Origin of the sequence: Corallococcus sp. AS-1-12, assembly GCF_020036995.1 — a bacterium.
In the GTDB taxonomy this organism is placed as follows: Bacteria; Myxococcota; Myxococcia; order Myxococcales; family Myxococcaceae; genus Corallococcus.
The window spans coordinates 319,549-346,235 of sequence record NZ_JAIQDD010000003.1 but is presented as its reverse complement, the minus strand read 5'-3'; the positions used below and the strand labels follow the sequence as shown (position 1 = coordinate 346,235).

The following is a 26,687-nucleotide window of genomic DNA, read 5'->3' as shown; positions in this document are numbered from 1 at the left end:
CCGCGCGAGTCTCCCCCCACGTCGGTTCCCCCCGCGTCCCGAGCGTCCGCCATCGAGCCCCTGCCCTCCCCCCTCACCGAGCTGCACTACGACAGCGGCACGCTGGTGGCCCCGACGCTGCCCGACGACGCGCGCCTGCACGCGCTCTTCCAGAAGGACGGGCGCACGGGCGTCTTCCGCGCGCCCGCGCTGCACTACCGCGACGTCGTCCTGCGCCTGCGCGAATGCGGGCTGCCCTACGAGGACCGCGCGAAGCGCTTCGAGCCGGCGGAGCTGCCCCTGGCGGTGCCCATCGAGCCGTTTCCGCACCAGCGCGCGGCGCTGGACGCCTGGACGCGCGCGGGAGGCCGGGGGCTGGTGGAGCTGCCCACCGGCGCGGGCAAGACGCTGCTGGCGGTGCTCGCCATCGCGTGGGTGAAGCGGCCCACGCTGGTGGTGGTGCCCACGCTGGACCTGATGGCGCAGTGGCAGGGCGTGCTGGCGAAGCACTTCGCCACGCCGGTGGGCATGGTGGGCGGCGGCGTCAACGACCGGCAGACGCTCACGGTGACGACGTACGACTCCGCGGCGATGCAGATGGAGTTCACGGGCAACCGCTTCGGCCTGCTCATCTGCGACGAGTGCCACCACCTGCCCGCGCCCAGCTACCGCTTCATCGCGGAGGGGACGCTCGCGCCCTACCGGCTGGGGCTCACCGCGACGCTGGAGCGCGCGGACGGCGGCGAGCGCGTGTGCGAGGAGCTCCTGGGCCCGCTCGTGCACCGCACCGGCATCGACGAGCTCCAGGGCCAGTACCTGGCGCCCTATGAAGTCCGCCGCATCGAGGTGCCGCTCACGCCCGACGAGAAGACCCGCTACGACGAGGCGCGGGGCCGCTACCTCACGTTCGTGCGCAAGCTGGGCGTGCCGCTCGCGTCTCCCGAAGGCTGGGCGCGCTTCCTGGCGCAGAGCCAGCGCAGCGACGAGGGGCGCGCGGCGTACCGGGGCTACCGGGAGCAGCGCCGCATCGCGCTCACCTCCAGCGGCAAGCTGGACGCGCTCTGGAAGATATTGCTGGAGCACCGCGAGGACCGCGTCATCGTCTTCACGGACGACAACGAGACGGTCTACACGCTGGCGCGCAGGCTGCTGCTGCCCGCACTCACGCACCACACGCCGCTGCCGGAGCGCAAGGCGCTGCTCGCCGCGTTCGCCAGCGCGGAGCTGCCGGTGCTGCTCACCTCGCGGGTGCTCAACGAAGGCGTGGACGTGCCGGACGCGCGCGTGGGCGTGGTGCTCAGCGGCAGCGGCAGCGTGCGCGAGCACGTCCAGCGCCTGGGCCGCATCCTGCGAAAGCGCCCCGGCAAGCGCGCCCTCCTGTACGAGGTGTGCTCCGCGCAGACGGCGGAGAGCGGCATCAGCGAGAGACGCCGGCAGCACCGCGCCTACCAGGAGCCGGAGGGTCCGCCCGATGCTGGAACATGACGTCCGCCCGCGCGCGTGCCAGGAGCGCGAGCGCATCACCTCGCGCCGTGCGCGGGGGTCCTCGGCATGCTGACGCGTGAGCTGCTCGCCTCGCGCGTGCGCGAAGGCATCCTGCGCCCGTCGTTCGTGAAGACGCACGACCCGTCCCTCCAGGCGCTCGCGAAGGAGCTGCTCGCGGACGCGGAGGCGTTCCGGGGCCAGAGCCGCGACGACGTGGAGGAGTCCTTCAGCCTCAAGGCCGGCGCGTTCAGCCGCCCCAAGGTCGCGCGCGGCCTGGTGAAGCTGCTGCTCGACCGGCTCCTCTTCGACGAGGCCGGTGAAGGCGCCACGGAGGCGCGCTGGCGCACGCTGCTCGTGGGCGCGAAGGTGCTGCGGACCCTTGCCCCGGACACAGCGCTGGAGGCCTACGAAGCGCGCCTCACGGAGGCCCTGGACGCGCCCCTGGCGGACACGCGCGAGGCGCTCTACTCGGACCTGCCCGGCAACCGGAAGCTGCTCGGGTGGGACGGCGAGGCGCTCACGCCGCAGGCGCTCTTGGACCGCTACAACCTGGCGCTCGCGCAGGGGCCGCTGCTCAACGCCCGGCGCCTCACCCTGCGCGCGCGGTCGCCGGAGCTCTTGCGCGTGCGCAAGCTCCTGCGCTGGCTGAAGTTCTGCCGGCTGGTGGCGGAGGTGCGGCGCGACGGCGAGGACTGGTCCCTGGAGGTGGAGGGCCCCGGCGCCATGCTGGCCCTGCAGAAGAAGTACGGCCTGCAGCTCGCGAGCTTCCTCTCCGTGGTCCCCGTCCTGGAGCGCTGGGAGCTGTCCGCGGTGCTGGAGGACGCGCGCAAGGTCTCCACGCTCCAGCTCTCCCACGAGGATCCGCTGGTGTCCCCGCTGCCCGCCGCGCTGGGTCACGTGCCGCCGGAGGTGGCCGCGCTGGCGGAGGGCTTCGAGGACGAGGCCTGGGAGCTGGACTTGACGCCGCTGCCCCGCCACACCGGCGCCGCCGGCCTGTGCGTGCCGGACCTCACCTTCCGCCACCGGAAGACGGGCCAGCAGGTCGCGCTGGAGCTGTTCCACCCGTGGCACGCCGCGCCGCTGTCACGCCGGCTGGCGGAGCTGCGCGCGCGCCCGGACGCGGGGCTGCTGCTGGGCGTGGACCGGGCGCTGGCGAAGGAGGCGGCGGAGCGGCAGGCGCTGGAGGGCCACCCGCAGGTGGTGCTCTTCAACGGCTTTCCCTCCGTCCGGAAGCTGCGGGAGCGGCTCGCGCGATGGGACGGCGCGGCGCAGGCCGGATGAGCGCCCGCGCGTCCTCAGCCGCGGGGTTTGAACTGCGAGGCCAGCACGCTGAGGATGCGCACGGAGCCCCGGTCCAGTTGCTTCGCGCGGCGCAGCAGCCGGCGCAACTCCGCGGACTCGCCGTAGTCGGACGGAGGCTCCGCGGCCCACTTCACGTCCTGCGACGGCTTGAGCCCCAGCGCCTCGTCCGCGGAGATGGACAGCACCACGCACAACCGGCGGAAGGTCTGGATGCTGGGCAGCATGTGGCCGCGCTCCAGGCGCCCGTAGACCTCACTGGCGATGCCGATGCGCTCCGCCACGTCCGCCTGGGTCAGGTTCAGGCGGGTGCGGGCGACGCGGGCCGCGCCTCCGAGCCGGGATGCGAGGGTCTTTTCCATGGGGTCGTTAACCTACCGGGTTCGCCCATGTCGATATGACTTGAGAGGTTGGCTTCCAAGAACTTCCGGGGTAGGCTTTTCGCGACACAACCTCTTGCGTCTAGCCTGTCCGCACCACCCATTGCCTTCATGCGAGAGCCCTCCGGCCCCCCTCCCAGCTTCCTCTTCGTGGACGCGGATCCGCGTGCGCTGGCCGCGCTGCGGCGACTCTCCAGGTACCTGCCCGGAGACAAGCGTTTCGCACTGGGCGTGCGCGAAGCGGAGCGGCTGATGGGGGAAGCGGCGCCGTCCGTGGTGGTGAGCGGCTATGGCCTGCCGGATGGTGACGGGCTGGGCCTGCTCACGTGCGTGCGCGCCCGGCTTCCGCGCGCCGCGTGCGCGCTGCACACCACGCATCCCCCGTCCCGCGGGTTGCGGGAGAAGGGCATCACCTGGATGGACCGCGCCGCGCCGCCGCAGCAGGTGCTGGCACTCCTGGCGTCGTTGAGCTGATGGGAGCTGACGGCGAGCGGACGGCCGGGCGTTCCCATGGCGTGCGCGGCCGTGCGCGTTAAGGTAGGGCCTTCCCCACGCACGCCATGAAGCTCTACGCCATCAGCGACCTGCACCTGCGGCACAAGGAGAACCACGAGGCGCTGGCGGCACTCGCGCCGCGTCCGGACGACTGGCTCATCGTCGGCGGCGACGTGGGCGAGACGCTCGCGGAGATGGAGCTGATGCTGCGCACGCTCACCGCGCGCTTCCGCCAGGTCGTCTGGGTGCCGGGCAACCACGAGCTGTGGACCATGCCCTCCGAGCAGCCCCCGCTGAAGGGCGAGGCGCGCTACCTGCGCATGGTGGACCTGTGCCACCGCTACGGCGCGCTCACGCCGGAGGACCCGTATCCGCGCTGGCCCGGCGAGGGCCCGCCCCGCGTCATCGTCCCCATGTTCCTGGGCTACGACTACACCTTCCGCCCGGACACCGTGCCCGCGGACAAGGCGCTGGAGTGGGCCTGGGAGGACGACCTGATGTGCACGGACGAGGTGCTGCTGCATCCGGAGCCCTACCCCACCCGTCAGGCCTGGTGCCACGCGCGCGTGGAGCGCACCCGCGCGCGGCTGGAGCGGCTGCCGCCGGAGTGCTCCACCATCCTCATCAACCACTACCCGCTGCGCTACGAGCACGTGCGGCTGCCCCGCATCCCGCGCTTCTCCATCTGGTGCGGCACGCGGCTCACCGAGGACTGGCACACGCGCTACCGCGCGGAGGTGGTGGTGACGGGGCACCTGCACATGCCCGCCACGCTGTGGCGCGACGGCGTGCGCTTCGAGGAGGTCTCCCTGGGCTACCCCATGCAATGGCGCCACCGGGGCGGCCTGGAGCGCTGCCTGCGCGAGGTCCTCCCCGGTCCCCAGCCCGTCCCCCAGCCGTGACGTCGCGAGTCACCGTCCGGCGCGCGCCGCGCCATCCCCCACGCGTTTGACGGTGCGCGGCCCGCGGGCGTGTAGTTGCACGCCATGCCCGAGCCCTCCTCCGCTGGCCCCGTCGAGATCTCCGAGCGCGTGCACCTGCTGGATGCCCTGCGCGGCTTCGCGCTGCTGGGCGTCTTCGTCTCCAACAGCCTGAGCTGGTTCAGCGGCCGGCAGCTCCTGCCGAGCGAACAGTCCCAGGCGCTGGCCGCGCCCCCGCTGGAGATGGTGGTCCGCCAGCTCTACGCCTTCTTCGTGGACCAGAAGTTCGTCACCCTCTTCTCCCTCCTCTTCGGCCTGGGCTTCGCGCTCCAGATGACGCGCGCGGAAGGGCGGGGCGCCTCCATCGTGCCGGTGTACCGGCGCCGGCTGCTCGTGCTGCTGGGCATCGGGCTGGTGCACATGTTCGCCGTCTGGGTGGGGGACATCCTCAGCACCTACGCGCTGGTGGGCTTCGTGCTGCTCCTGTTCCGGCAGCGCTCGGACAGGACGGTGCTCACCTGGGTGGCGGTGCTCTTCGTCGTCCTGCCGCTCGCGCTGTCCGTCGCGCAGCGCTTCGGCCCGGAGCTGCTGCACGGCAAGGAGGCCGCGGAGCAGGCCGCCAAGGCCACGCGCGAACTGGAGAACGCGCACCGCACGGCGTTCCTCACCGGCCTGTCCAGCGACTCCGTGCTGACGTCACAGCAGGCCAACGCCGTCTTCGCCTGGCAGAACCTGCCCAACCCGGGCCGCCCCATCTGGCTGTGCATCATCCTGGGCCGCTTCCTCCTGGGCCTGTGGGTCGGACGCCGCCGGCTGCTGGAGGACGTGGAGCGCCACCGCGCGCTGCTCGTGCGGGTGATGGCCTGGGGGCTGGGCGTGGGCAGCGCCGTCGCCACCCTGTCGCTGGTGCTCTACCTGAGGAAACAGGGCGCCCCCGGCGGCCCCGGCGCCCAGCTCGAGCAACCGGTGTGGATGGTGGGCATGCGCACCCTGCGGGAGGTGGGCTACCTCTTCATGGGCTGCGGGTACGCGGCGGCCTTCGCGCTGCTCTTCCAGAAGGAGCGCTGGAGGAAGGTGCTGGGCGTGCTCACGCCCGCGGGCCGCATGGCGCTGACGCTCTACCTCATGCAGTCGGTCATCAGCATCTGGCTATATGACGGCTGGGGGCTGGGGCTCGTCGGCCGCACGCCGCCGTCTCGCACGGTGCTCATGTGCCTGGGCGTCTTCGCGGCGCAGGTGGCCTTCAGTCACTGGTGGCTGGCGCGCTTCCGCTTCGGCCCGGTGGAGTGGCTGTGGCGCTCGCTCACCTACGGCCGCATCCAGCCCATGCGACTGGTCCCCGCCAGCGCGGCGCGCGCGGCGCACTGAGCTGTATCGCCATCTCAAAAGCGGGGGCGCGTGATTTGACGCTGCCGAGGGCACCGGCATGTAGTGCCCGGCATGTCCGAGTCCCCTTCCGCCGGTCCCATTGAGAGCGCGCAGCGCGTCCACGCCCTGGACGCCCTGCGCGGCTTCGCGCTCCTGGGCGTCTTCATCTCCAACAGCCTGAACTGGTTCAACGGCCGGCTGTTCCTGCCGAAAGAGCAGGCCCTGGCGCTGGCCGCGTCGCCGCTGGAGCTCACGGTCAATTCGCTCTTCGCGCTGCTCATCGAGCAGAAGTTCGTCACCCTCTTCACCCTCCTCTTCGGCCTGGGCTTCGCGCTCCAGATGACGCGCGCGGAGGGGCGGGGCACCTCCATCGTGCCGGTGTACCGGCGCCGGCTGCTCGTGCTGCTGGGCATCGGGCTGGTGCACATGTTCGCCATCTGGTTCGGCGACATCCTCACCACCTATGCGCTGGTGGGCTTCCTGCTGCTGTCGTTCCGCGAGTGCTCCGGGAAGACGGTGCTCGTCTGGGCGGCGCTGTTCCTGTTCGTGGTGCCCATCGTCTTCTCCATCGGGCAGCGGCTGCTCCCGGTGCTGCTGGACGGCGCGGCGGCGACGGAGCGCGCCCAGAAGGCCACGCGGGAGGAGGAGGCGGAGCGCCGCGCGGCGTTCCTCGCCGGACTGTCCAGCGACTCGGTGGTGACGACCCAGCAGGCCAACGCGGACTACGGCTGGGCCAGCATCCCCAACCCCAACCGCCCGGTGCTGCTGTCCATCATCCTGGGCCGCTTCCTCCTGGGCCTGTGGGCCGGGCGCCGGGGGCTCCTGCAGGACGTGGAGCGCCACCGCCCGCTCCTGCGGAAGCTGGCCGCCTGGGGGCTGGGGGTGGGCGGCGCCATCGGGCTCTTCGTCCTGGCGCTCAACCTGGCGTACCGGGGCGTGACGAGCCTGCCGGGGTGGCTGGTGTGGATGCGCATCCCCAAGGACGTCGGCATCCTCTTCCTGGGCGTGGGCTACGCGGCGGCCTTCGCGCTGCTCTTCCAGAGGGAGCGCTGGCGCAAGGTGCTGGGCGTCTTCACCCCCGCGGGCCGCATGGCGCTGACGCTCTACCTCATGCAGTCCGTGCTGAGCCTGTGCGTGTATGACGGCTGGGGCCTGGGGCTGGTCGGCAAGACGCCGCCGTCGCTCACGCTGCTCATGTGCCTGGCCCTGTTCGCGGGACAGGTGGCCTTCAGCCACTGGTGGCTGGCGCGCTTCCGCTTCGGGCCGGTGGAGTGGCTGTGGCGCTCGCTCACCTACGGCCGCGCCCAGCCCATGCGCCTGGCACCCACCGCGGCGCCCGCGGCGAGCTGAAGCGGGGACAAAAAAGAACCCCGGGTCCCGCGAGGAGGCGGGAGCCCGGGGTCTCAGGAGCGGAGCGCGGCACCTTCGCCGCGCCCTGCGCCTTCAGGCACTACTTGACCTTGTAGGAGGCCGCGAACACGGTGTTGATGTAGCCGTCCACCGTCGTGTCGACCAGGCTCGGCACACCGACAATCGTGATGTAGTACTTGCCCGCCGGGATGTTGCGCAGGATGACGCTCTCCGTCGCGCTCTCCTTCACGCCACGGCCCAGGTAGGACGTGAACGTCGGAGCGGCGGCGGCCTGCACGTAGACGTCGGCGTTGCCCTCGCCCTCGCCCAGCGCGATGGACAGGGTGTTGATGCCGGAGTCCTTCTTGAACTCAGGCATGTCGATGATGAAGGTGCGGCTGGAGCCCGGCACGCCGGAGAGGCCCTCGATGCGGGTCTCGTTGCCGATGTCCTCGAAGCCACCCTTCCAGGTCACGGACAGGCTGGTGTTCGAGTAGGTCGTGAAGCCCTTGATCATCACGTACCAGATGCCCTTGGCGCCGGAGGTGGCGAAGGTGCAGGTCTCCGCGTTGCCGGACTTGTACGGACGGCAGTCGTACAGGGAGTCCGTCGGGGCGTTGTTCTTGCGGACGTAGAGGTCCGCGTCACCCGTGCCACCGGACAGCGTGAAGGTCACGTCCGTGGCGCCCTCGGGGATCGTCACGGAGTAGTACACCTTGCTGCCGGAGGTGCCGCTGATGCCCGTCACGGGCACGCCCTTCTCGATCGGCGTGGTCACCGGAGGAGGCACGGGCACGCCCACGCCCACGGCCTTCCAGGCGTTGCCGACCTCGGTGATCTCCGCCGCGGTGAAGCCCAACTGCGTCGCGGCCTGCTCCGACGCGGTCTTCGCCGCCTCGAAGTTGGAGGACGCGGTCAGCAGGTCGGCGTTGATCTTGTAGAAGACCTTGGCGGCCTTCTCGAAGCCGATGCCGTTGACGACCTGGGTCGTCTTGGCGCGCGGGTGCGTGCCACCCTGGGACATCAGGTAGAACGCCAGGTTGGAGATACCCGAGCTGTAGTGCACGTCCACGCCCGAGCCGTAGTCCGGGTAGTAGTCGAGCGAGTCCCCGTCCTGCGTGGGGTTCTTCATGTAGCGCAGGCCGTCACCCGGGATGTTCGGGGTCCAGACGTCGTCGCCGACGATCCAGGTGCCCTCGTCGATGACCTTGCCCTTGCCGTACCACTCGCAGACCGCGCCGAAGATGTCGGAGATGGACTCGTTGAGGCCACCGGACTCACCGGAGTAGGTGAGGTTGGACTCGTACTCCGTCACCGCGTGCGTCAGCTCGTGCGCCGTCACGTCCAGCGAGTTCGCCAGGTTGGAGGCGTTCACGCCGTCGCCATCGCCGTACACCATCTGGGAGCCGTCCCAGTAGGCGTTGACGTAGTTGTTGCTGTAGTGGACGTAGCTCTTCAGCAGGTGGCCGGCGTTGTCGTACGAGTCACGGCCGAACAGGTTGCTGTAGCAGTCGTAGACGGTGCCGAGGTGGTCGTAGTTGTTGTTGATGACCTGGTCGGCGACCGGGGCCTCACCCTCGAAGCGGCCCTTGACGGCCGTGGAGGGCGTGGTGCGGTGCTGCAGATCCCACACCTCGCGCTTCTTCGCGGAGTGGATGTGCGGAACGCGCTCGAAGACGTCACCCGTCTTGGCGTTCACGTACACGGAGTCATCCACCGGGGTGGTGTCCTTCAGCTCGCCCTGGACGCGAACCTCGTAGGCCAGGATGAGCTCGTTGCCCGAGCGGCGGTACACGAGCTGGGGCTCGCCGTTGGCGGCCGCGCGCTCCGGGGAGCCGCGATCACCGACGGCCGCCGCGATGGCCGCGTCGGACGCGATGGAGGCCTTCAGCTCGCCCTTCAGGTCGCCGCGGGCGTTCGAGTTCACCGCGAACACGGAGCCGTTGCGCGCGTGCAGGCGGACCTCGGCGTCCTGCACCAGGATGCCGTTCTGGGTCACGCCGTAACGGAAGTGGGTGTCACCGTCGAAGCCCACGTAGGCGCGCTTCAGGAACAGGTCGTTCGCGTTCAGGCGGAACAGCGGCGCCACGTTCGCGAGCACCGGCGCCAACTGCTGCTGGGCCGCGATGCCCTGGATGGCCGAGGGAGCGGGAACGGAACCGAAGGAACCGGTGAGGAAGGTGGGGACCGCGTCGGAGTCCGCCGCGATGACCTTCTGGCCCGCCGACAGGTTGGCGGAAGCCTTCTGGATGTTCGCGTCCTCCGTGTTCGCGGCGGGAGCGCCGTCGGTGCAGGCGCCGACCATCAGGGACAGGGCAGCGGCACCCAGGGCGCCGCGTACTCGCTTCTCGTACATGCAATCCTCCTAAGGGGAAAGATTAGGAAAACACTGTGCCACAGGAGACGCGCGTTTTTCAAGTACAGGCGAGATTTCTACTTTTACATCTTTTCTCAAACTTCGAGATATCTCGCAACTGCTTGAAATGACGGAGGGACTCACGCAGCCCGGCGGGAACGGGGTAGGTGCTTCAATCCGGAAAGGCGGTTACTTCATGGCTGAAGCACCTGTCGGCGGATGCGTGCAATGAGTGAACGCCGGGGAGAAATTGCCGTCTCATTTATTCCCGACCCGGGTGGGTCCTGTGTCACCGCTGACATCCCGAGGGCCTCCGGGGCGGGGCGGACGGGCTAGCGTCCCGGGTCCAGGAGGCGACACACATGCGCGCGTTGCAGCTTCAGCGGCTGGCGGGGCCGGACGGCCTGGCGATGGTGGAGGTCCCGGAGCCGGAGGCCGGGGACGGGGTGCTCATCGACGTGGTGGCGGCCGGGGTGAGCTTCCCGGATCTGCTGCTCACCCGGGGCCAGTACCAGATGAAGCCGGAGGTGCCCTTCGTGCCGGGGGTGGAGGTGGCGGGCGTGGTGCGCGCCGCGCCGGCGGGGGCGCGGGTGAAGCCGGGCGACCGGGTGATGGGCTTCTCCTTCACCCTGGGCGGCTTCGCGGAGGCCTGCGTGGTGGCGCCGGAGCTGGCCTTCCCCATTCCGGAGGCGTGGAGCTTCGAGCAGGCGGCGGGCGTGGTGATGAACTACCACACGGCGCACTTCGCGCTGCACCGGCGCGGGAAGCTGCACCCGGGTGAGACGGTGGTGGTGCACGGCGCGGCGGGCGGCGTGGGCACCGCGGCCGTGCAGGTGGCGAAGGGCGCCGGGGCGCGCGTGCTGGCGGTGGTGAGCGACGAGCGCAAGCGGGAGGTGGCGAAGCGCGCGGGCGCGGACGTCGTCCTCCTCTCGAAGGACTTCCAGGCCGGCGTGCGCGAGGCCACGGACGACCGGGGCGCGGACGTGGTGCTGGACCCCGTGGGCGGCGACGTCTTCGAGAAGAGCCTCAAGGTGCTGGCCCCGGAGGGGCGCCTGCTGGTGGTGGGCTTCGCCAGCGGCCAGATTCCCTCCGTCACGGTGAACCGGCTGCTCCTGCGCAACGTCTCCGTGGTGGGCGTGGCGTGGGGCGCCTCCCTGATGCAGGCGCCGGAGCTGGCGGGCACCATCGCCCGGGAGCTGGAGGCGCTCGCGGCGAAGGGCTTCGTCAACCCGGTGGTGGGCCGCGTCTTCCCCTTCGAGGAGGGCGCCCGGGCGCTGCGCGAGCTGGAGTCGCGTCAGGCCGTGGGCAAGGTCGTCCTGAAGGTGAAGGCCGGCTGACGCCCCCCCGGCGTCACTCCTCGGGGCGAGGCAGGGGCGTGGGGGTCCCCGCCTCGCGCTCCAGGACGTCCGCGGCGCGGGCGTCCCGGGGCAGGCCGAAGCGGGCGCGCGAGCACATGAGGAGCTGCCCCGCGTAGACGCTGTCCGCCAGCGCGTCCGCGTACCGGCCGTGGGCCTCGCACAGGCGCGCCCGCTCATCCACCAGCCGGGCGAGGATGCGCGCCTGCTCCGGGTGGGCGAAGAGCCCGACGACGGAGCGCGCGTCGAAGCGGGAGAGCGTGTCGTACTCCATGCCCAGCGTCGTGACGCACGCCTCGCGGATCCGCTCCAGGCACGCGTCCCAGGAGGCGCGCGAGCGGGCGATGTCCGGCACCGAGCGGCCAAGCTCGCGGACGGCGTTGAGCAGGAAGGCGTGTCGTAGCGAAGGCATCCGGTCCTCCACTACAGCCCAGGCCCCCTGAATCATCCAGCGCGTCAGGGGGTGCGGCCCCACCCCGACGAATCAGGCCGCACCCACCCGCCCGGGGGCCCGCGCGCGGCGGCGGCACACCCCCACGGGAAAAAGACAGACATCGTCCACCTGCCGTGGCGATACGCGCCCGCGATGTTTTAAAGATATATCCAGACAGGAATGACACACACCGTGTGCGGGCGTCCCCTGACGGAGACGGGGGCGTGGATGACCCGAGCGTGTGTGTCGCAATCAAGACTCCGCGTGTATCACCGCGCGGTTCCTACGTATTGCGCGAGCGCTGCCAGTCTTTAGACTTTTCCGACGCGAAGCCCCCCGCGCGTAAGTCACCACATCCCAAGGAATGCACCATGGCCCTTCCGTCCACGCTGCGTCTTCCCCCGACCGCGGAGGTCGCCTTCGGCGCCACGGTGCTGAAGCAGCCGGAGCTGTTGCGAAGGGCGGCCCGGGTGGCGCGGCGGCTGCGGGCCGAGTGGAACGTCCAGCCGGGAGACCGCGTGGGGTTGATGGTGGTGCCCGGGCCGGAGGTCATCCCGGCCATCCTGGGCATCTGGATGGCGGGCGCGGCCTACGTGCCCTTGGACCCGTTCCTCCCCGACGAGCGGCTGCTGCGCATCCTGCGCGACGCGGGCCTGCGCGGCGTCGTCACGCAGCGCATGCACCGCGTCTCCGTGGGGCTCCTGGAGACGTGGCTGGGGACGCCCCTGCCCTTCCTGGAGGCGGACGCGGCGGCGGTGGACGCGGCGGAGGACGGCGAGGTCCCGGACGTCATCGACGCGCCGTTGGAGCGGCCCGCCTACCTCATCTACACCTCCGGCAGCACGGGTGAGCCCAAGGGCGTGGTGTGCACGTTCCGGGGGCTCGTGAACCTGGTGCAGGGCGTGGCGCCGCTCCTGGGCCTGGGGCCGGACACGCGGCACCTCCAGTTCGCCAGCATCAACTTCGACGCGTCCGTGTGGGAGGTGTTCCCCACGCTGTTCGCGGGCGGCACCGTGGTGCAGGGCACGCGCGAGGACCTGCTGCCCGGCCGGCGCATGGCGGACTACCTGCGCCGGCAGCGCGTGACGCACCTGTGCCTGCCGCCGTCCGTGCTGGGGCAGTTGGGGCCGCACGTGGACACGCTGCCGGACGTGGCGTGCGTGGTGATGGCGGGCGAGCGCTGCCCGGCGCCGCTCGCGGAGCGGTGGCACGCGTCCGGCCGCCGCGTCTTCAACGCCTACGGCCCCACGGAGGGGACGGTCTGCGCGACCGCGTACCGGGTGAAGGGCGGCGAGTCGCCCGTGCCCATCGGGCAGGCGCTGCCGGGCGTGCGCGTGCGCGTGGTGGGGCCGGACGGCCAGGACGTCGCGGTGGGCGCCACCGGCGAGGTGTGGATTGGCGGCGAGGGCGTGGCGGAGGGCTACCGCCACCAGCCCGAGCGCACGCGGGAGCGCTTCCCCACGGACGCGCAGGGCGCCCGGTGGTACCGCACCGGGGACGAGGCCGTGCGCCGCGAGGACGGGGCGCTGGTGTTCCTGGGCCGGATGGACCAGCAGGTGAAGCTGCGCGGCTTCCGCATCGAGCTGGAGGCCATCGAGCAGGCGCTGTACGCGTATCCGGGCGTCGCGCAGGCGGCGGTGACGGTCTTCGAGCACACGGACGCACAGGGCCAGACGACGGGCCTGCTGGTGGCGTACCACAGCGTGCAGGAGGGCCACACGGTGTCGCTGGACGCGCTGCGCGCGCACCTGGGCGCCGTGCTGCCGGACTACATGGTGCCGCACCGCTTCGTGGCGCTGCCGCGCCTGCCGCTCATGCCCCACCTGGGCAAGGTGGACCGGGCGGCGCTGCCGCCGCCGGTGGACTGGGTGGGCGCCACCGCGGCAGAGCCCCACGCCGCGCCCGCGACGCCCGCCACCCCCATCGAACGGCTGTGCCGCGCCTTCGAGCGGGGCCTGCGCGCGGCCCCGGGCACCGTCACGGCGAACACGCACTTCTTCCAGGCGGGCGGTGACTCGCTGGGCGTGGCGCACGTCCTGGCCCAGGTGGAGGAGGATTTCGGCGTGTCGCTGCCGTCGCGCCGCGTGTACTCGCACCCCACGCCCGCGCTGCTGCTGCCCTTCTGCGAGGCCGGCGCGGCCCCGGCCGAAGCGGGCCCCCAGGGCGTGCGCGCCACGCTGCTGACGGACGCGCGGTCCGCGGCCCTGCCCCGGCTGACGGCCCCCGTGCCCGTCACGCAGCCGCCGCGCACGCTCCTGCTCACGGGGGCGACGGGGTTCCTGGGCATCCACCTGCTGGCCGCGCTGGCGCCCCGCGTGGAGCGCATCCACTGCCTGGTGCGGGCGCGCGACGACGCGGAGGCCGGCGCGCGGCTTCGCGCCACCGCGCGCAAGTACGGCGTGCACCTGCCCTGGCGCGACGGGCGCATCCAGGCGGTGGCGGGCGACATCACCCGGACGCGGCTGGGGCTGGAGGCGTCCGTGCATGACGCCCTGGCGCTCCAGTGCGACGCGGTGGTGCACTCGGCCGCGAGCATCAGCTACATCCTGCCGTACGCGGACGCGGGGCGGCCCAACGTCGCCGGCACGCAGCAGGTGCTGGCCTTCTGCGCGCACGGCCGCGCGAAGCCGCTGCACCACGTGTCCTCGCTCAGCGTCCACGGCGCGGTGGGCACGCTGCTGGGCCTGGAGGAGGTGGACGAGGACTTCGCGCTGGAGCGCTCGCTGGACCTGATGGCCTACGAGAACGGCTACACGCGGGCCAAGTGGGTCGCGGAGCGGCTCGCCGTGGACGCGCGCGACAGCGGCCTGCCCGTCAGCATCTACCGGCCGGGCTTCATCCAGGGCCACAGCCGCACGGGCATCGGCAACGCGGACGACATGCTGTGCCGGCTGCTGGTGGGCAACGCGCAACTGGGCATGTCGCCGGACCTGCCGGACAAGTACTGGCTGCCGGTGCCGGTGGACTACGTGGCCAGCGCCACCGCGCACCTGGTGCTCACCCAGGCGCCGGGCGGCACGTACAACCTGGCGCCGGAGCGCGAGCAGGAGCCCTCCCACAACGCCCTCTTCGACATGCTGGGCGAGCACGGGCACCCGGTGCGCCGCGTGGCGCCCGCGGTGTGGCTGCGCGAGCTGGGGCGGGTGGGGCCGGACAACGCCCTCTTCCCGCTGGTCGCGTTCCTGCGGGAGAAGGTCTACCACGGCACCCGCACGGTGCTGGAGCTGCACCACCGCACGCCGCGCGTGCGCACGGACCACACCCGCGCCGCGCTGGCGGGCACGGACATCCAGTGCCCGGACATCGACTCGGCCCTGCTGCGCCGCTACGTGAAGGACCTCTTCGCGCGTCACCGCGCCGCGGCCCTCGCCGCGTAGGCGAGGGCGGGGGCGTCAGTGGTGCGGCGGGGACTTCACATGTCCGTCGCCGAAGCGGTAGTGGGCCACCACCGGCTGGTGGTCCGAGGACTCCGTGGAGCGGTCCACCTCGAAGAGGACCGGAATCAGGGAGCGCGTCGCGTAGAAGTTGTCGAAGCGCTTGCCGGTGGCGTGCACCACGCCGTGGCTGTCCGGGTGCGAGGTGAGCGTGGCGCAGTCCGCGATGTCCTGCAGGCGCCACCACGCGGGGCTGTGCTTGGGAATCTGGCCGGAGCTCAGCTCCTGACGGGCGTGCTGGGGCGTCGTCAGCGAGTGGTCCGCCAGCCGCACGCGCACCGTCGTCGCGTGGCACACCGTCTCCGGCAGGTCCTGCTCCAGCGTGTGCAGCTCATGGCGCAGGCGCGGGTCCGCGATGTTGCCCACGCCGCGGTCGCCCACCGTGACGTTGTGCATGTCGTCGCCGTAGCGCTGGCGGAACTCCTCGATGGTGTCCGTGTCGTTGTCCTGCTTCGGGTGCAGCAGGTGCGCCACCAGCCAGGAGCCGCCCCGCTTGATGGCGGTGTTGGCGTTGAAGTCGCCCAGCACGACGGCGGGGACGCCCTCGCGGCGGCGCAGGAGCGCGTTGAGCTGGCGCAGGTTGAGGGCGTTGATGCCCGAGTCCCCCAGCGCGTGGTGCAGGTTGTAGAGGTAGAGCGGGCGGCCCTCCACCTGGACCTTCAGCCACAGCACGCCCCGGTCCTCCACCAGCTCCCCCGCGTAGCCCTGGCGCGTGATGGCCTCATCGCGCTCGGCGTCCGTGAGGACGTAGGTGAAGTGCGCGGCGTCCACGATGGGGTGGCGGCTCAGCCAGGCCTTGCCGTTCACCAGCCGGGTGCCGTTGTCGCCGTCGCTGCCCTGGTACGCCAGGTGGAAGCCGAAGCGGGACGCGAGCAGCACCGACATGGGCACGCCCGCCTCCTGCAGGCCGATGACGTCCGGCATGCGGTCCTGGGCCTCCAGTTGGGTGAAGTACTCCAGCAGCGCCTCCTGGCGCTCGCCGCCCAGGAGGATGTTGTAGCTCATCACCGTGAGGCCCGGTCCCCGGGGCGCGCGCGGCGCGGGGTGGTGCACGATGAAGGTGCGGCCGTCTCCCAGCCGGCGCTCGCTGGAGGGCAGCGGCACGGCCTGGAAGTCCGGCAGGGTCAGGGTGGGGTCACGCCTCGGCAAGACATCCTCCGGCCCGCTCGGCTTGCGTCCGAGCAGGTGTCCCACGGCGGGCAGGTGCTCCAGCACTTCGGGCATCTTCATGCCGCCCTCCCCTTGCTGGGGCGCCAGGCCCGCGGGGTGCCACGAGCAGAGGGGAAGCGATGTCGGGCGTCATGCCGTCGCGCTGTGAATTCCACCGAGCCTCCATCCAGAAGTCCTCCGCTCAAGTTCGTGGCGGGAGGCCTCGTCCGCCAGCGTCATGCAGGGGGCGGGCGCTCGGCCGGAGGGTTGCCCTGCGTGCGCCGGGCGTCGGGCGGTGCACATCCGCCGGTGGCGGAATCGGCCCGGGCCTGGGGCGCGGGTGGTTAGATGGACGGGCGATGAAGGAACTCGATGAGCTGCTGCGGGCCTGCGGGCGTGCCTCCGGCCCGGTGGTGCTGGCGACGGTGGTGGCGGTGTCCGGTTCGTCGTACCGGCGCCCGGGTGCCCGCATGCTGATGGGCGCGGACGGGTGGCTCGCGGGCGGGGTGAGCGGCGGGTGTCTGGAGGGAGACCTGGTGCGCAAGGCCTTCTTCTGGACGTCGGATGGGCCGCGCGTGCTGCGCTACGACACCACCGGCGACGCCGCGGAGGACGAGGGCGGCCTGTCGTTCGCGCTCGGGTGCAACGGCGTGGTGGACATCCTGCTGGAGCGCTGGGAGCAAGGCCCGGGTGACGCGCTCGGCTTCGCGGCGGAGGCGCGCAAGCAGTCGCTGCGCGCGGTGGTGGCCACCGTGTACCGGGGCCCCGAGGACGCGGTGGGTTCGCGGCTGATGCTGCGCGAGGACGGCGTGTCGGCGGGCAACCTCCAGGGCGCGCTGCTCGAGCCGGTGCGCGCGGCGGCGACGGAGGCGCTGGTGCGCGGCGAGCCCTGGAGCGGCGCGTGCGGGGGCGCGGAGGTGCTGGTGGAGGTGGTGGAGCCGGCGCCGCCGGTGGTGGTGTTCGGCAGCGGCTTCGACGTCGCGCCCGTGGTGGCGCGCGCGCAGGGGCTGGGGTGGCACCTCACGGTGGTGGCGGACCGGCCCGTGGAGCTGCTGCGCCGCAGGTTCCCGGGGGCCCAGGCGCACGTCGCGTCACGGGCCAGCGAGGTGTTGGAGAAGGTGCCGCTGTCCGCGCGCAGCGTGGTGCTGGTGATGACGCACAGCCTGCCGCAGGACCGGGAGCTGCTGGAGCGGCTGGTGCCGCTGCCTGTGCGCTACCTGGGAGTGCTCGGGCCACGCGCGAGGACGGAGCGCATCTTGCGGGAGCTGGCGCGTACGCCCACCGCCGCGCAGTTGGAGAAGCTGCACGCGCCCATGGGGTTGGACCTGGGCGCGGAGGGCGCGGACGAGATTGCGCTGTCCATCATCGCGGAGGTGCAGGCGGTGCTGGCCGGACGCGACGGGGGACGGCTGCGCGAGCGGCAGGCGCCCATCCACGCGGAGGCCACCCCGCAGGAGCGCAGGTCGGCGTGAGGGACCGCCTCCGCGAGCCGCACGCGACCAACGGGCTCGCGACACGCACGGCGCATGCGCCCATCTTCGCGCGGAGGCGCGCATGAGCGTCGCCATCGTGCTGCTCGCCGCGGGGGGGTCTTCGCGGCTGGGGCAGCCCAAGCAGCTCCTGCGCCATGAGGGCATGTCGCTGGTTCGGCGCGCGGCGGAGCGGGCGCTGGCCGCGAGTCCCCTGGTCGCCGTGGTGCTCGGCGCGCGGCGTGAGGACGTCGCCTCGGAGCTGGACGGGCTCGCCGTGCGGTGCGTGGACAACCCGGACTGGGCGCTGGGTCAGGGCTCCTCGCTGCACGCAGGCCTGCGGGCGCTTCCCCCGGACGTGGACGGCGCCCTCTGGATGCTCTGCGACCAGCTTCGCGTGGACACGGCCCACCTGCGCTCGCTCATCTCGACCTTCGAGCGCACGCGCGCGCCCATCGTCGCGTCCTCCTACGCGGGCACCCGGGGCGTCCCCGCCCTCTTCTCCCGCGCCCTCTTCCCCGAACTGGACGCCCTTCCCGCCACGGGCGGCGCACGCGGGCTCATCGCCCGGGACCCTTCTCGCGTCGTGGAGGTCCCGCTGCCCGGCGGCGAGGAGGACGTGGACACCGCCGAGGACGCCCTGCGCCTCACGCGCCCCGGACGCGGTGGGTGATGCCCTCCGGCCCGGCCACCACCAGGTCGGTGGTCAGGTTCAGGAACAGGCCGTGCGCCATCACCCCGGCGCGGGACTCCAGCTTCGCGGCCAGCGCCGCCGGGTCGCTGATGGGACCGAAGTCACAGTCCAACACCACGTTGCCCTGATCCGTGTGGTACGGCGCCCCGTCCAGCGCGAGCCGCACCACCACGCGCGCGCCCAGCGACTCCAGGAACAGCGCCTGCGAGCGCCAGCCGAAGGGCAGCACCTCCACCGGCACCGGCCACTTCGTGCCCAGCCGGGGCGACAGCTTGGCCGCGTCCACCACGATGACCTCGCGGCGGCTGGCCTGCGCCACCACCTTCTCGCGCAGCAGCGCCCCACCGCCGCCCTTGATGAGCGACAGGTCCGGCGCCACCTCGTCCGCGCCGTCGATGGTGAGGTCCACCACCGGGTGCACGTCCAGCGTGGTGAGCGGCACGCCCAGCGACGCGGCCAGGGCCTCCGTCGCGTGAGACGTGGGGATGCCCACCACGTCCTTCAACGTCCCGGCGGAGAGCAGCGCGCCCAGCCGCCGCACCGCGTGCGCGGCCGTGCTGCCCGTGCCCAACCCCACCACCATGCCCGGCTGGATGAAGTCCACCGCGCGCTCCGCCGCCGCGCGCTTGTAGGAAGCCGAAACACTCTCGTCGGAAGTCATCGCGGGCTCAGGGAAGGAAGCGGCTCAGTGCGGCGACCCAGGATGCCCGGAGTCGGCCGGAGGTGCACGCCGCGCTTCACTTCGCGGCGGCGCGAGTGGACCCGCCAACAGTGCCTCGTCCGCGTTCCCCAACCCGGAGGGCGCGGCCACCGCCTGACGGCGCTCCCGCCTCCACGTCTTGCGGCGCTCGCGCTGCACCTCCGTGAGCAGCACCTGCCCCGCCGCCGCCGCCGGCACCGCGAGGATGACGCCCAGCAGCCCCGCGACCGTGCCTCCCACCAGCGCCACCAGGGAGATGAGCAGCGGGTTCATCTTGATGGCGCGCCGCTGCACCAGGGGGCTGAGCAGGTGGGCCTCGAACTGCTGGTAGACCATGAACAGCGCCAGCGCGAGGAGCGCCCGCTTCGAGCCCACCGACGCCAGCGTGGTGACGGCCACCAGCAGCGCGGTGATGATGCTGCCGATGAACGGGATGAGCCCCAGCACCATCGCCGCCAGGCCGAGCGGCAGGAAGTACGGCACCCCCAGCGCCAGCGACATGCCCGCCGTGAAGGCGCCGCCCACCGAGACGATGAGCAGCGTGCCGAAGAGGTAGTTGCCCACCGCCTCGCGCATCCGGCCCACCACGCGGCGCACGCGGGCACGGTTGCGCGGACGCACCCAGCCCAGGATGCTCGCGTAGAGGTCGTGCCCGAAGAGCAGACCGAACACGGCCAGCGCCAGCACCGTGATGCCCGCGCCCAGCAACTCCACCGTGGACGACAGCACCGTGATGAGCGGCCGGGCCAGGATGCCGGGCTCCACGTTGAACGCGTCCTGCGGATGCGACAACACGCCGAAGTGCTCGTCCAGCTTGCGCACCCACGGGGCCTGGGTCAGCTCGGTGAAGAAGACCGGCGCCGCCTCCACCAGGTGCTGGAGCTGCTCCACGAGCAGCGGCACCAGCGTGAGGATGAGCAGGCCGATGATTCCCAACAGCGTCAACGCGATGAGCGCCACGCCCAGGCCCCGGCGCAGGCCCCACGACTGAAACCGGCGCACGACGGGCTCCGCCGCCAGCCCCAGGAGCAGCGCCGCCGCCAGCAGCGTCAGCACGGGTCCCAGGCTCCGCATCGCCGTGCCCAGCAACACGAGCAGCACCACCTGGGCACCGACCGACCACACCGTCCGGGGCGGCACGTAGACCGGCAGCCCCTTGCGCGAAGGCCTCATGCACTCAAGGTAGGGAGTGCCCTCCAGGCAGGCGACAGGCTTCCACGGACCGTCCCAAGTGGACGCCACGTGAAGCTGGTGCCCGACCGGTGGGCAGGCGGGCAGCCTGTGGCGCCCGTCCATCGCTCCGGGCAGACTGCCGCGCCCATGGACAAGCCCCAGACAATGCGGTCCTTCGTGAAGCTGCTGGTGACGGATGCGCAGGCCTCCGTCCGCTTCTATGAAGGCCTCGGCTTCGAACGCATCGCGTCGGACCCTCCCATCCTCCGCCTCCAGTGGGGCGGCGAATCGGACGTGTACCTCGTGAGCCCTCCTTCGAACCTGAAGCTGGAGGGGCGAAGGGGCATGGGCGTGCTCGTGGGCTTCCGCGCGGGCTCGGACGGCGTGGACGCGGTGGCCGCGAAGGCGGCGGCGCTGGGCGCGCACGTGGAGGGCCCGACGGTGCAGCCCTGGTACACCCGCGAAGTCGTCGTCACGGACCCGGACGGCTACCGGCTCAACTTCATCGAACCCGCCTGACGCGCGGCCCCGGGGACGCCGCCGCCCCGACACTTGATTGCCCCAGCGGCTTGCGCCAGCCTGTCGCGGCCTCCGTGAGCACACCCCGCTACTTCGTTCCCCACGCCGCCAGCCCGGTCGAACCCGTGCCGTGCGATGCCTCGGAGGTCGTCCACGTCCTGGACGCCTTCCGGCTGGAGCCCGCCTCCCTGGGCGAAGCCGAGTGGTTCGTCTGCACCGACGTCGTGGGCCAGCTCCAGCTCATCCCCGGCAGCGAACGCGCGCGGCTGCCCGCGTCCGTGCAGGCGCAGCTCGCGCACCATGAAGTCGCCTCCGGCAAGCCCCCGCGCCGCCTGGCCGCGACGGAGCTGTTCTTCTTCTCCACGGAGGTGGTGGAGCACCCCTCCAACACGGAGGGCTTCAACGACCCCGTCTACCTCTACGGGACGCTCACGGGCCCGTGGCCGGGCAACGCCGTCACGCGCGTGAACGGGCAGCTCACCGTCACCCGGGGCGACGTGCTCGCGGGCTTCGCGCACGGCGCGCAGGAGGCCTTCCACTACGTGCAGGACGCGGAGAGCCGCGACGCGCCTCGCGCCTACCACGCGCTGTTGCCGGGCGACCGCGCGGATCAGCTCGCGCAGGGACGCGGGCTCGTCCTCACCTACCCCGCGGTGCCCGCGGAGCTGCAGACCCACCACGCCGCCAACGGCGCGCAGGTCGCGAGCGTGCTGCACGCGGTGCTCAGCCAGCTCCAGGAGGACGCGCGCGCGAACCAGGGCCCCCAGGCCATCGCTTCGCTGGAGCTGCCCGTGCCGAGCCGCGCGATGGCCATCGCGGACCTGGAGCTGCGCGGCTACGAGGTGAAGGGCGACCTCGCCACGCCGCGCCCCACGAAGGGCGGGCTGGTGGGGAAGCTCGCCGGGTGGCTCCAGGACGAAGCCGTGCGCGTGCCCCGGGAAGCGCCGCCGCCGGAGTTCCTGGAGCTCGCGCGCCGGGTGCTGCCGCTCCTGCCGGGCTGGCCCACGGAGACGGAGCGCGCGCTGCGCGCCCACGTGCTCGCGGGCACGCCGGTGACGCGCCCCACGGTGCCTCGCGCGCCCACCCCGCCCGCGTCCATCCCGCCGCGCCTGCCCACGCCGCCCGTGCGCTCCAGCGACTGGATGCGGGACTTCATCGACGCGCATGGCAAGCCCGGCGGCGAGAAGCCGCGCCTCACGCGCATGCAGCCGAAGCCCGCGCCCCGCCCGCCTCCCGCGAAGCCCGCATCCCCGGCCTCATGGCAGGCGGACTTCGCGCCGGCTCCGGCCGCGCCCGCCCGCCCGGACACCCGGCAGCAGGAGAAGTCGCCCGCCCCGCCCGGCAAGAAGCCGGACTGGATGAGCGACTTCGACGACTGACCCCCTCGCGCGTTTGCGCGGCTCGCACACCGGGCGATAGCGTTTTCACCCTCCAGAAAGGCAGACCATGGGACACGAGAAGCCGATCGAGCCGTTTTCGGACCTGCACCGCGAAGGGGACCACGTGCGCGCGGTGCTGCTGCATGACCCCACGGTGGAAGGCCTGGACATGGCCATCTACATGGACGCGTCGGGCAGCATGCGCGAGGAGTACGCCTACAAGGCGCAGCAGCGCACCTTCCTGGAGTGGCTGCGCGGCGCGCCGCTGAAGGAGCCCTCCAACGACGTGGAGCCGCAGGTCCGGTGGATGCTGGAGTACCTGGCCACCAAGGACCGCAACGGCCTCCTGCGCGTGGCCTACTGGGCCTGTGGCACCAACGGCCGCCAGGTGGAGCCCGTGGGTGAGCTCAAGGGCACCGACGTGAAGCAGTACAAGTTCCCCGGCGCGAAGCAGTTGGGCGGCTACACGTACCTGGAGCCCGCGCTGCGCGACTACGTGAAGTACCTGGAGGAGCAGGTGAAGGTGGGCGCCAGGCGAGGCTGCGCCATCATCGTCACCGACGGCCGCCTCCATGACGCCGAAGCGGTGGAGAAGTTCTCCGAGGAGGTCGCGAAGAAGATCGCCTCCGGCCGCCTGCCGCGCATCAACTTCGTGCTGGTGGGCGTGGGCGACGACATCGACGAGGAGCAGTTGGAGCACATCGCCCACGCGGAGTACCCGGGCGTGGGCCACCTCTGGTGCCACCGCATCGCGAAGGAGATCACCCAGGTGGCGGAGCTGGTCGCCGTGCTGGTGGACGAGACCATGACGGTCGCCGCCGGCGGCACCATCTACGACGACAAGGGCAAGGTGCTGAAGACGTACGAGGGCCGCCTGCCCGCGGTGCTGGAGTTCGAGGTGCCGGAAGAGGCGAAGAGCTTCACGCTGGAGGTGAACGGCCAGCGCTACACCCAGCCGCTCCCCGACGAAGAGCACCACGACGAGGACGAAGACGAGGACCACCACTGATGGCCGGCCACGAAGTCATCAACCGCCCCTTCTCCGACGTCCACCGGATGGGCAACAAGGTCGTCGCGACGCTGTTGCACGACCCCACCGTGGAGGGCCTGGACGTGGCCCTCTACATGGACGGCTCCGCGAGCATGGAGAACGCGTACGGGCCGCGCGGCATCCTGGCGAAGCTCGCCCCGGTGAAGAACCAGGTCGAGCCGCAGATGCAGTGGATGCTGGAGTACCTGGCCAACAAGGACCGGGACGGCAAGGTGCGCGTCACCTACTGGGCCTGCGGCGACGGCACCCAGTTGGAGGTGGTGGGCGACCTCACGGGCCCGCAGGCCAAGGGCTACCGCTTCCCCGGGCCCAAGTCCTACGGCAAGGCCACGGTGATGCTGCCGGTGCTGCGCGACTTCGTGGCGCACATCAAGCAGCAGGTGGGCGAAGGCGCCAAGCGGGGCCTGGCGGTCATCATCACGGACTCGCAGATCAACGACGCCCATGACGTGACGGCCTACGCCACGCAGGTGGCCAAGGAGATCGCCTCCGGCCGCCTGCCGCGCATCAACTTCGTCTTCATGGGCGTGGGCGAGCACGTGGACGAGGAGCAGATGGAGGAGATCTCCCATACGACCTATCCGGGCGTGGGACACCTCTGGTGCCACCGCCACGCGGACCGCATGGAGGAGATGGCGGAGCTCGTGGCCGTGCTGGTGGACGAGACCATGACCGTCGCCGCGGGCGGCACCGTCTACGACGAGCAGGGCAACGTCCTGAAGACGTACGAGGGCCGCCTGCCCGCGGTGCTGGAGTTCGACATCCCCCCGACGTGCAAGCGCTTCACGCTGGAGGTCGCCGGCCAGCGCTTCGACCAGCCCGTCCCCGAGGAGCACGAGGACGGGGACCACGACGAGGATGAGGATGACGGCCCCAAGGCGGAAGCTCCGCCTCCGGCCGCCGCGTCCTCGCACTCACGCCGCGGACACCGCCACTAGGGCGACAGGAAGAGCCAAGCCATGTCGGAGCAGAAGAAGAGCGGTTCGCGGTTCGGCACGCTGAACATCAAGGGCCTCAAGGAGGCGCCAGCCGGCGGCAACGCCGTGCAGCGCCACGTCCACGGCCCGGGGTGCGACCACGACCATGGCCATGAAGGCCATGATCACGGGCACGCGCATGCGCACGGCGAGCCCCACGCGCACGGCCCCTCCTGCTCCCATGGCCACGACCACGGGCATGACCACCACGGCCATGCCCACTCCCAGCGCGTCATCCGTCCGCCGGCCCACCGTCCGGCGGAAGGGGGCGGCGCGGCGCTCCAGTTGGACCTGGAGGGCACGCTGCCGGGAGAGACGGACGACCAGGGCCGCTTCGCGCGGCTGGAGGCGGCCCTGGAGTCGCAGCACGGCATCACCGACGTGCACCTGCGCCGCGACGCGGGCCACGCGGAGGTGTGCATCCACTACCAGCCGTCGCTGGTGAGCGTGTCTCAGTTGCTGACGCTCGCTCGGAAGACGGGCGCGCAGGTGGCCGCGCGCTACCTGCATCACACCTGGTTCGTGCGCGGGATGGACTCCGCGGACGCGGCCCAGGTCATCGAGCACGCAGTCTCCAGGATGAAGGGCGTGCTCACCGCCAGCGTCGCGTACGCCAGCGAGCGCCTGGTCATCGAGTACGACAAGCAGGAGCTGAAGCTCCCGGACGTGGAGGCCCGGGTGAAGTCGCTCGGGTACGGGCTGGAGGTGCCCATGGCGGGCCACGCCTGCTCGCACCACGCGCACGGTGGCGGTCTGGCGCCGCTGCTGGAGCTGCCGCTGGTGGTCGCATCCGGCGTGCTGCTGGCTGCGGGCTTCGTGGTGGAGCACTTCGCGCTGGCGCCGCCGCTGGTGGCCACGGTGCTCTGGGCGCTGTCCATGGCGAGCGGCGGCTTCTTCGCCATCCGGGGCTCGGTGCAGTCCATCGCGCAACTGCGCATCGACATCGAAACGATGATGGTGGTGGCGGCGCTGGGCGCGGCGGTGCTCGGCGCGTGGTTCGAGGGCGCGTTCCTGCTCTTCCTCTTCAGCGCGGGCCACGCGCTGGAGCACCGGGCCATGGAGAAGGCGCGCCGCTCCATTGAAGCGCTGGGCCAGTTGCGTCCCGAAGTGGCGCGCGTGCGCCGGGGCTCGGAGGTGGTGGAGGTGCCGGTGGCGGACGTGAAGCGCGGTGAGCGCATCGTCGTGCGCCCGGGCGACCGCGTCCCGCTGGACGGCGTCATCCTGGAAGGAAAGAGTTCCCTGGATCAGGCGGCCATCACCGGCGAGTCCATGCCGGTGGCGCGCAAGCCGGGCGACGAGGTGTTCTCCGGCACCATCAACTGCGAGGCGGCGCTGGAGGTGGAGGTGACGCGCCTGTCGTCGGAGTCCGTGCTGGCGCGCGTGGTGGACATGGTGGCGCAGGCGGAGGCGCAGAAGGGCAAGCGGCAGCGCTTCGCCCAGCGGCTGGAGCGCACCGTGGCGCCGCTCGTGATGGCGTCCGCGGTGGTGTTCCCGGTGGTGCTGGTGCTGACGGGCACGCCGATGAAGGAAGCGGTGCTGCGCGCGGTGGGGCTGCTGGTGGCCGCGTCGCCGTGCGCGCTCGCCATCTCCACGCCGTCCGCCGTGCTCTCCGCGGTGGCGTCGGCCGCGCGCGGCGGCGTGCTGATCAAGGGCGGCATCTACCTGGAGCTGTTGAGCGGCATCCGCGCCATCGCCTTCGACAAGACGGGCACGCTCACCGTGGGCCGCCCCCGGCTGCTGACCACGTGGGCCGCGCCGGGCGTGACGCGCGAGGAGCTGCTGGGCACCGCCGCGGGCGTGGAGGCGCTGTCCGCGCACCCGCTGGCCAGGGCGGTGGTGGACGGCGCCGCCGAGGCGCGCATCGCCGTGCCCGCGGGCCGCGACCTGGAGGCCATCCACGGCCAGGGCATCCGCGCGAAGGTGGGCGATGACGCCGTGGAGGTGGGCAGCACGGCCCTCTTCGCGGGCGAGGCGATTCCCGCCGAGGTCACCGCGGAGGTGACGCGGCTGGAGGAGGCGGGCCAGACGACGATGGTGGTGCGCCGCGCGGGCCGCTACCTGGGCGTGCTGGGCGTGGCGGACACGCTGCGCGGCGGCGCGCGCCAGGTGGTGCAGGCGCTGAAGGCGGGCGGCATCGAGCGCACGGTGATGCTGTCCGGAGACAACGCGCTCGTGGCCCGCTCCATCGCGCAGCAGGTGGGCCTGGACGAGGCGAAGGCGCCGCTGATGCCCGTGGACAAGGTGACCGCGGTGAAGGAGCTGGGCCGCACGCACGCGGTGGCCATGGTGGGCGACGGCGTCAACGACGCGCCCGCGCTCGCCGCCGCGGCGGTGGGCGTGGCCATGGGCGGCGCCGGCAGCGACGCGGCGCTGGAGACGGCGGACGTGGTGCTGATGAGCGACGACCTGGCGAAGCTGCCCTTCGCGCTGGAGCTGTCCAGGCGCGCCACGGCGGTGATGAAGCAGAACCTGGTCATCGCGCTGGGCGTGAGCGCCGTCCTCGTCGTCGCCGCCGTGCTGGGCCTCACGCGCATCAGCCAGGCCGTGGTGCTCCACGAGGGCAGCACGCTGCTCGTCGTCTTCAACGGCCTGCGCCTGCTCGCCTTCCGGCCGAAGGCGCCCGCCTCGCCGCCCCAGCCCGCCACCGGCCCGCAGCCCGCCGCCGGTTAGCCCGCCCGCGTCATGCTTGGCATGACAACTTCCCCCACGCCCGGAGGAGCGG

The 26,687-nt window shown here is 72.0% G+C and carries 21 protein-coding genes; 15 read left to right on the top strand and 6 right to left on the bottom strand.

Translation table 11 applies throughout. The annotated features are described in order from the left end of the window. Positions 1 to 60 precede the first annotated feature (60 nt). Together K8556_RS06245 and K8556_RS06240 are read left to right on the top strand one after the other, a co-directional pair. Positions 61 to 1,464: a DEAD/DEAH box helicase family protein gene (locus tag K8556_RS06245; RefSeq protein ID WP_223739286.1), complete on the top strand. Its 1,404-nt coding sequence runs from the start codon at positions 61 to 63 to the stop codon at positions 1,462 to 1,464. Positions 1,465 to 1,530: 66 nt separating this feature from the next. Then, positions 1,531 to 2,745 carry a DUF790 family protein gene (locus K8556_RS06240; RefSeq protein WP_223739087.1) on the top strand — a complete coding sequence of 405 codons (1,215 nt, stop codon included), beginning with the start codon at positions 1,531 to 1,533 and terminating at the stop codon, positions 2,743 to 2,745. Between the two features lie 14 nt (positions 2,746 to 2,759). Here K8556_RS06240 and K8556_RS06235 read toward each other — a convergent pair whose 3' ends face one another. Continuing rightward, positions 2,760 to 3,125, bottom strand: a complete 366-nt coding sequence (locus K8556_RS06235) for a helix-turn-helix transcriptional regulator (RefSeq protein ID WP_121761695.1) — start codon at positions 3,123 to 3,125, stop codon at positions 2,760 to 2,762. 129 nt (positions 3,126 to 3,254) lie between these two features. Here K8556_RS06235 and K8556_RS06230 point away from each other — a divergent pair, with 129 nt between their 5' ends. The 4 genes from K8556_RS06230 to K8556_RS06215 all read left to right on the top strand — a co-directional run bounded on the left by K8556_RS06230 (position 3,255) and on the right by K8556_RS06215 (position 7,276). Then, entirely contained in the window at positions 3,255 to 3,617 is a 363-nt protein-coding gene (locus K8556_RS06230; RefSeq protein WP_223739086.1) for a response regulator, read from the top strand. Between the two features lie 86 nt (positions 3,618 to 3,703). Continuing rightward, positions 3,704 to 4,540 (top strand): metallophosphoesterase, encoded by an 837-nt coding sequence (locus K8556_RS06225; protein ID WP_223739085.1) that lies wholly within the window; start codon positions 3,704 to 3,706, stop codon positions 4,538 to 4,540. Between the two features lie 84 nt (positions 4,541 to 4,624). Beyond that, complete coding sequence (locus tag K8556_RS06220; RefSeq protein ID WP_223739084.1) at positions 4,625 to 5,926, top strand: DUF418 domain-containing protein; 1,302 nt, start codon at positions 4,625 to 4,627, stop codon at positions 5,924 to 5,926. Positions 5,927 to 5,998: 72 nt separating this feature from the next. After that, positions 5,999 to 7,276: a DUF418 domain-containing protein gene (locus K8556_RS06215; protein ID WP_223739083.1), complete on the top strand. Its 1,278-nt coding sequence runs from the start codon at positions 5,999 to 6,001 to the stop codon at positions 7,274 to 7,276. A gap of 100 nt (positions 7,277 to 7,376) precedes the next feature. Here K8556_RS06215 and K8556_RS06210 read toward each other — a convergent pair whose 3' ends face one another. Then, the gene (locus K8556_RS06210) at positions 7,377 to 9,632 is read right to left on the bottom strand and encodes a M4 family metallopeptidase (RefSeq protein WP_223739082.1); all 2,256 of its coding nucleotides are present in this window, start codon (positions 9,630 to 9,632) and stop codon (positions 7,377 to 7,379) included. A 362-nt stretch (positions 9,633 to 9,994) separates the two neighbouring features. On the opposite strand from K8556_RS06210, the gene K8556_RS06205 reads away from it, so the two are divergent. Continuing rightward, positions 9,995 to 10,969 (top strand): NADPH:quinone oxidoreductase family protein, encoded by a 975-nt coding sequence (locus K8556_RS06205; protein WP_223739081.1) that lies wholly within the window; start codon positions 9,995 to 9,997, stop codon positions 10,967 to 10,969. A gap of 13 nt (positions 10,970 to 10,982) precedes the next feature. Here K8556_RS06205 and K8556_RS06200 read toward each other — a convergent pair whose 3' ends face one another. Then, the gene (locus K8556_RS06200; RefSeq protein ID WP_223739080.1) at positions 10,983 to 11,399 is read right to left on the bottom strand and encodes a hypothetical protein; all 417 of its coding nucleotides are present in this window, start codon (positions 11,397 to 11,399) and stop codon (positions 10,983 to 10,985) included. Between the two features lie 392 nt (positions 11,400 to 11,791). Here K8556_RS06200 and K8556_RS06195 point away from each other — a divergent pair, with 392 nt between their 5' ends. Continuing rightward, positions 11,792 to 14,797 (top strand): amino acid adenylation domain-containing protein, encoded by a 3,006-nt coding sequence (locus K8556_RS06195; RefSeq protein WP_223739079.1) that lies wholly within the window; start codon positions 11,792 to 11,794, stop codon positions 14,795 to 14,797. 15 nt (positions 14,798 to 14,812) lie between these two features. Here the strand turns inward: K8556_RS06195 and K8556_RS06190 are convergent, their stop codons facing one another. Continuing rightward, the gene (locus K8556_RS06190) at positions 14,813 to 16,084 is read right to left on the bottom strand and encodes an endonuclease/exonuclease/phosphatase family protein (RefSeq protein ID WP_223739078.1); all 1,272 of its coding nucleotides are present in this window, start codon (positions 16,082 to 16,084) and stop codon (positions 14,813 to 14,815) included. A 278-nt stretch (positions 16,085 to 16,362) separates the two neighbouring features. On the opposite strand from K8556_RS06190, the gene K8556_RS06185 reads away from it, so the two are divergent. Both K8556_RS06185 and K8556_RS06180 read left to right on the top strand, forming a co-directional pair. Beyond that, complete coding sequence (locus K8556_RS06185; RefSeq protein WP_223739077.1) at positions 16,363 to 17,475, top strand: XdhC family protein; 1,113 nt, start codon at positions 16,363 to 16,365, stop codon at positions 17,473 to 17,475. Between the two features lie 82 nt (positions 17,476 to 17,557). Beyond that, positions 17,558 to 18,145 carry an NTP transferase domain-containing protein gene (locus K8556_RS06180; RefSeq protein ID WP_223739076.1) on the top strand — a complete coding sequence of 196 codons (588 nt, stop codon included), beginning with the start codon at positions 17,558 to 17,560 and terminating at the stop codon, positions 18,143 to 18,145. Here K8556_RS06180 and rpiA read toward each other — a convergent pair. Continuing rightward, positions 18,120 to 18,827 carry a ribose-5-phosphate isomerase RpiA gene (rpiA, locus tag K8556_RS06175; RefSeq protein WP_223739075.1) on the bottom strand — a complete coding sequence of 236 codons (708 nt, stop codon included), beginning with the start codon at positions 18,825 to 18,827 and terminating at the stop codon, positions 18,120 to 18,122. The two genes, K8556_RS06180 and rpiA, sit on opposite strands and share 26 nt — an antisense overlap. A 24-nt stretch (positions 18,828 to 18,851) precedes the next feature. After that, a complete protein-coding gene (locus tag K8556_RS06170; protein WP_223739074.1) occupies positions 18,852 to 20,039 on the bottom strand; it encodes an AI-2E family transporter in 1,188 nt (395 codons plus the stop codon). Between the two features lie 165 nt (positions 20,040 to 20,204). Between K8556_RS06170 and K8556_RS06165 the strand changes: the two genes are divergently transcribed. The 5 genes from K8556_RS06165 (at position 20,205) to K8556_RS06140 (ending at position 26,635) form a co-directional block, all read left to right on the top strand. Continuing rightward, positions 20,205 to 20,558, top strand: a complete 354-nt coding sequence (locus K8556_RS06165) for a VOC family protein (RefSeq protein ID WP_223739073.1) — start codon at positions 20,205 to 20,207, stop codon at positions 20,556 to 20,558. A 74-nt stretch (positions 20,559 to 20,632) separates the two neighbouring features. Beyond that, a complete protein-coding gene (locus tag K8556_RS06160; protein ID WP_223739072.1) occupies positions 20,633 to 21,937 on the top strand; it encodes a hypothetical protein in 1,305 nt (434 codons plus the stop codon). A gap of 67 nt (positions 21,938 to 22,004) precedes the next feature. Continuing rightward, the gene (locus tag K8556_RS06155; RefSeq protein WP_223739071.1) at positions 22,005 to 22,946 is read left to right on the top strand and encodes a vWA domain-containing protein; all 942 of its coding nucleotides are present in this window, start codon (positions 22,005 to 22,007) and stop codon (positions 22,944 to 22,946) included. Next, positions 22,946 to 23,926 carry a VWA domain-containing protein gene (locus K8556_RS06150; protein WP_223739070.1) on the top strand — a complete coding sequence of 327 codons (981 nt, stop codon included), beginning with the start codon at positions 22,946 to 22,948 and terminating at the stop codon, positions 23,924 to 23,926. The genes K8556_RS06155 and K8556_RS06150 overlap by 1 nt, the downstream gene beginning before the upstream one ends. Before the next feature lie 21 nt (positions 23,927 to 23,947). Further along, entirely contained in the window at positions 23,948 to 26,635 is a 2,688-nt protein-coding gene (locus tag K8556_RS06140) for a cation-translocating P-type ATPase (protein WP_304503941.1), read from the top strand. Positions 26,636 to 26,687: the final 52 nt, after the last annotated feature.

Coding starts and splice junctions, on each gene's coding strand:
- K8556_RS06235 (WP_121761695.1), bottom strand. CDS start 3,125: ATGGAAAAGACCCTCGCATCCCGGCTCGGAGGCGCGGCCCGCGTCGCC.
- K8556_RS06155 (WP_223739071.1), top strand. CDS start 22,005: ATGGGACACGAGAAGCCGATCGAGCCGTTTTCGGACCTGCACCGCGAA.
- K8556_RS06230 (WP_223739086.1), top strand. CDS start 3,255: ATGCGAGAGCCCTCCGGCCCCCCTCCCAGCTTCCTCTTCGTGGACGCG.
- K8556_RS06225 (WP_223739085.1), top strand. CDS start 3,704: ATGAAGCTCTACGCCATCAGCGACCTGCACCTGCGGCACAAGGAGAAC.
- K8556_RS06220 (WP_223739084.1), top strand. CDS start 4,625: ATGCCCGAGCCCTCCTCCGCTGGCCCCGTCGAGATCTCCGAGCGCGTG.
- K8556_RS06240 (WP_223739087.1), top strand. CDS start 1,531: ATGCTGACGCGTGAGCTGCTCGCCTCGCGCGTGCGCGAAGGCATCCTG.
- K8556_RS06190 (WP_223739078.1), bottom strand. CDS start 16,084: ATGAAGATGCCCGAAGTGCTGGAGCACCTGCCCGCCGTGGGACACCTG.
- K8556_RS06170 (WP_223739074.1), bottom strand. CDS start 20,039: ATGAGGCCTTCGCGCAAGGGGCTGCCGGTCTACGTGCCGCCCCGGACG.
- K8556_RS06205 (WP_223739081.1), top strand. CDS start 9,995: ATGCGCGCGTTGCAGCTTCAGCGGCTGGCGGGGCCGGACGGCCTGGCG.
- K8556_RS06210 (WP_223739082.1), bottom strand. CDS start 9,632: ATGTACGAGAAGCGAGTACGCGGCGCCCTGGGTGCCGCTGCCCTGTCC.
- rpiA (WP_223739075.1), bottom strand. CDS start 18,827: ATGACTTCCGACGAGAGTGTTTCGGCTTCCTACAAGCGCGCGGCGGCG.
- K8556_RS06140 (WP_304503941.1), top strand. CDS start 23,948: ATGTCGGAGCAGAAGAAGAGCGGTTCGCGGTTCGGCACGCTGAACATC.
- K8556_RS06195 (WP_223739079.1), top strand. CDS start 11,792: ATGGCCCTTCCGTCCACGCTGCGTCTTCCCCCGACCGCGGAGGTCGCC.
- K8556_RS06185 (WP_223739077.1), top strand. CDS start 16,363: ATGAAGGAACTCGATGAGCTGCTGCGGGCCTGCGGGCGTGCCTCCGGC.
- K8556_RS06200 (WP_223739080.1), bottom strand. CDS start 11,399: ATGCCTTCGCTACGACACGCCTTCCTGCTCAACGCCGTCCGCGAGCTT.
- K8556_RS06180 (WP_223739076.1), top strand. CDS start 17,558: ATGAGCGTCGCCATCGTGCTGCTCGCCGCGGGGGGGTCTTCGCGGCTG.
- K8556_RS06150 (WP_223739070.1), top strand. CDS start 22,946: ATGGCCGGCCACGAAGTCATCAACCGCCCCTTCTCCGACGTCCACCGG.
- K8556_RS06165 (WP_223739073.1), top strand. CDS start 20,205: ATGCGGTCCTTCGTGAAGCTGCTGGTGACGGATGCGCAGGCCTCCGTC.
- K8556_RS06215 (WP_223739083.1), top strand. CDS start 5,999: ATGTCCGAGTCCCCTTCCGCCGGTCCCATTGAGAGCGCGCAGCGCGTC.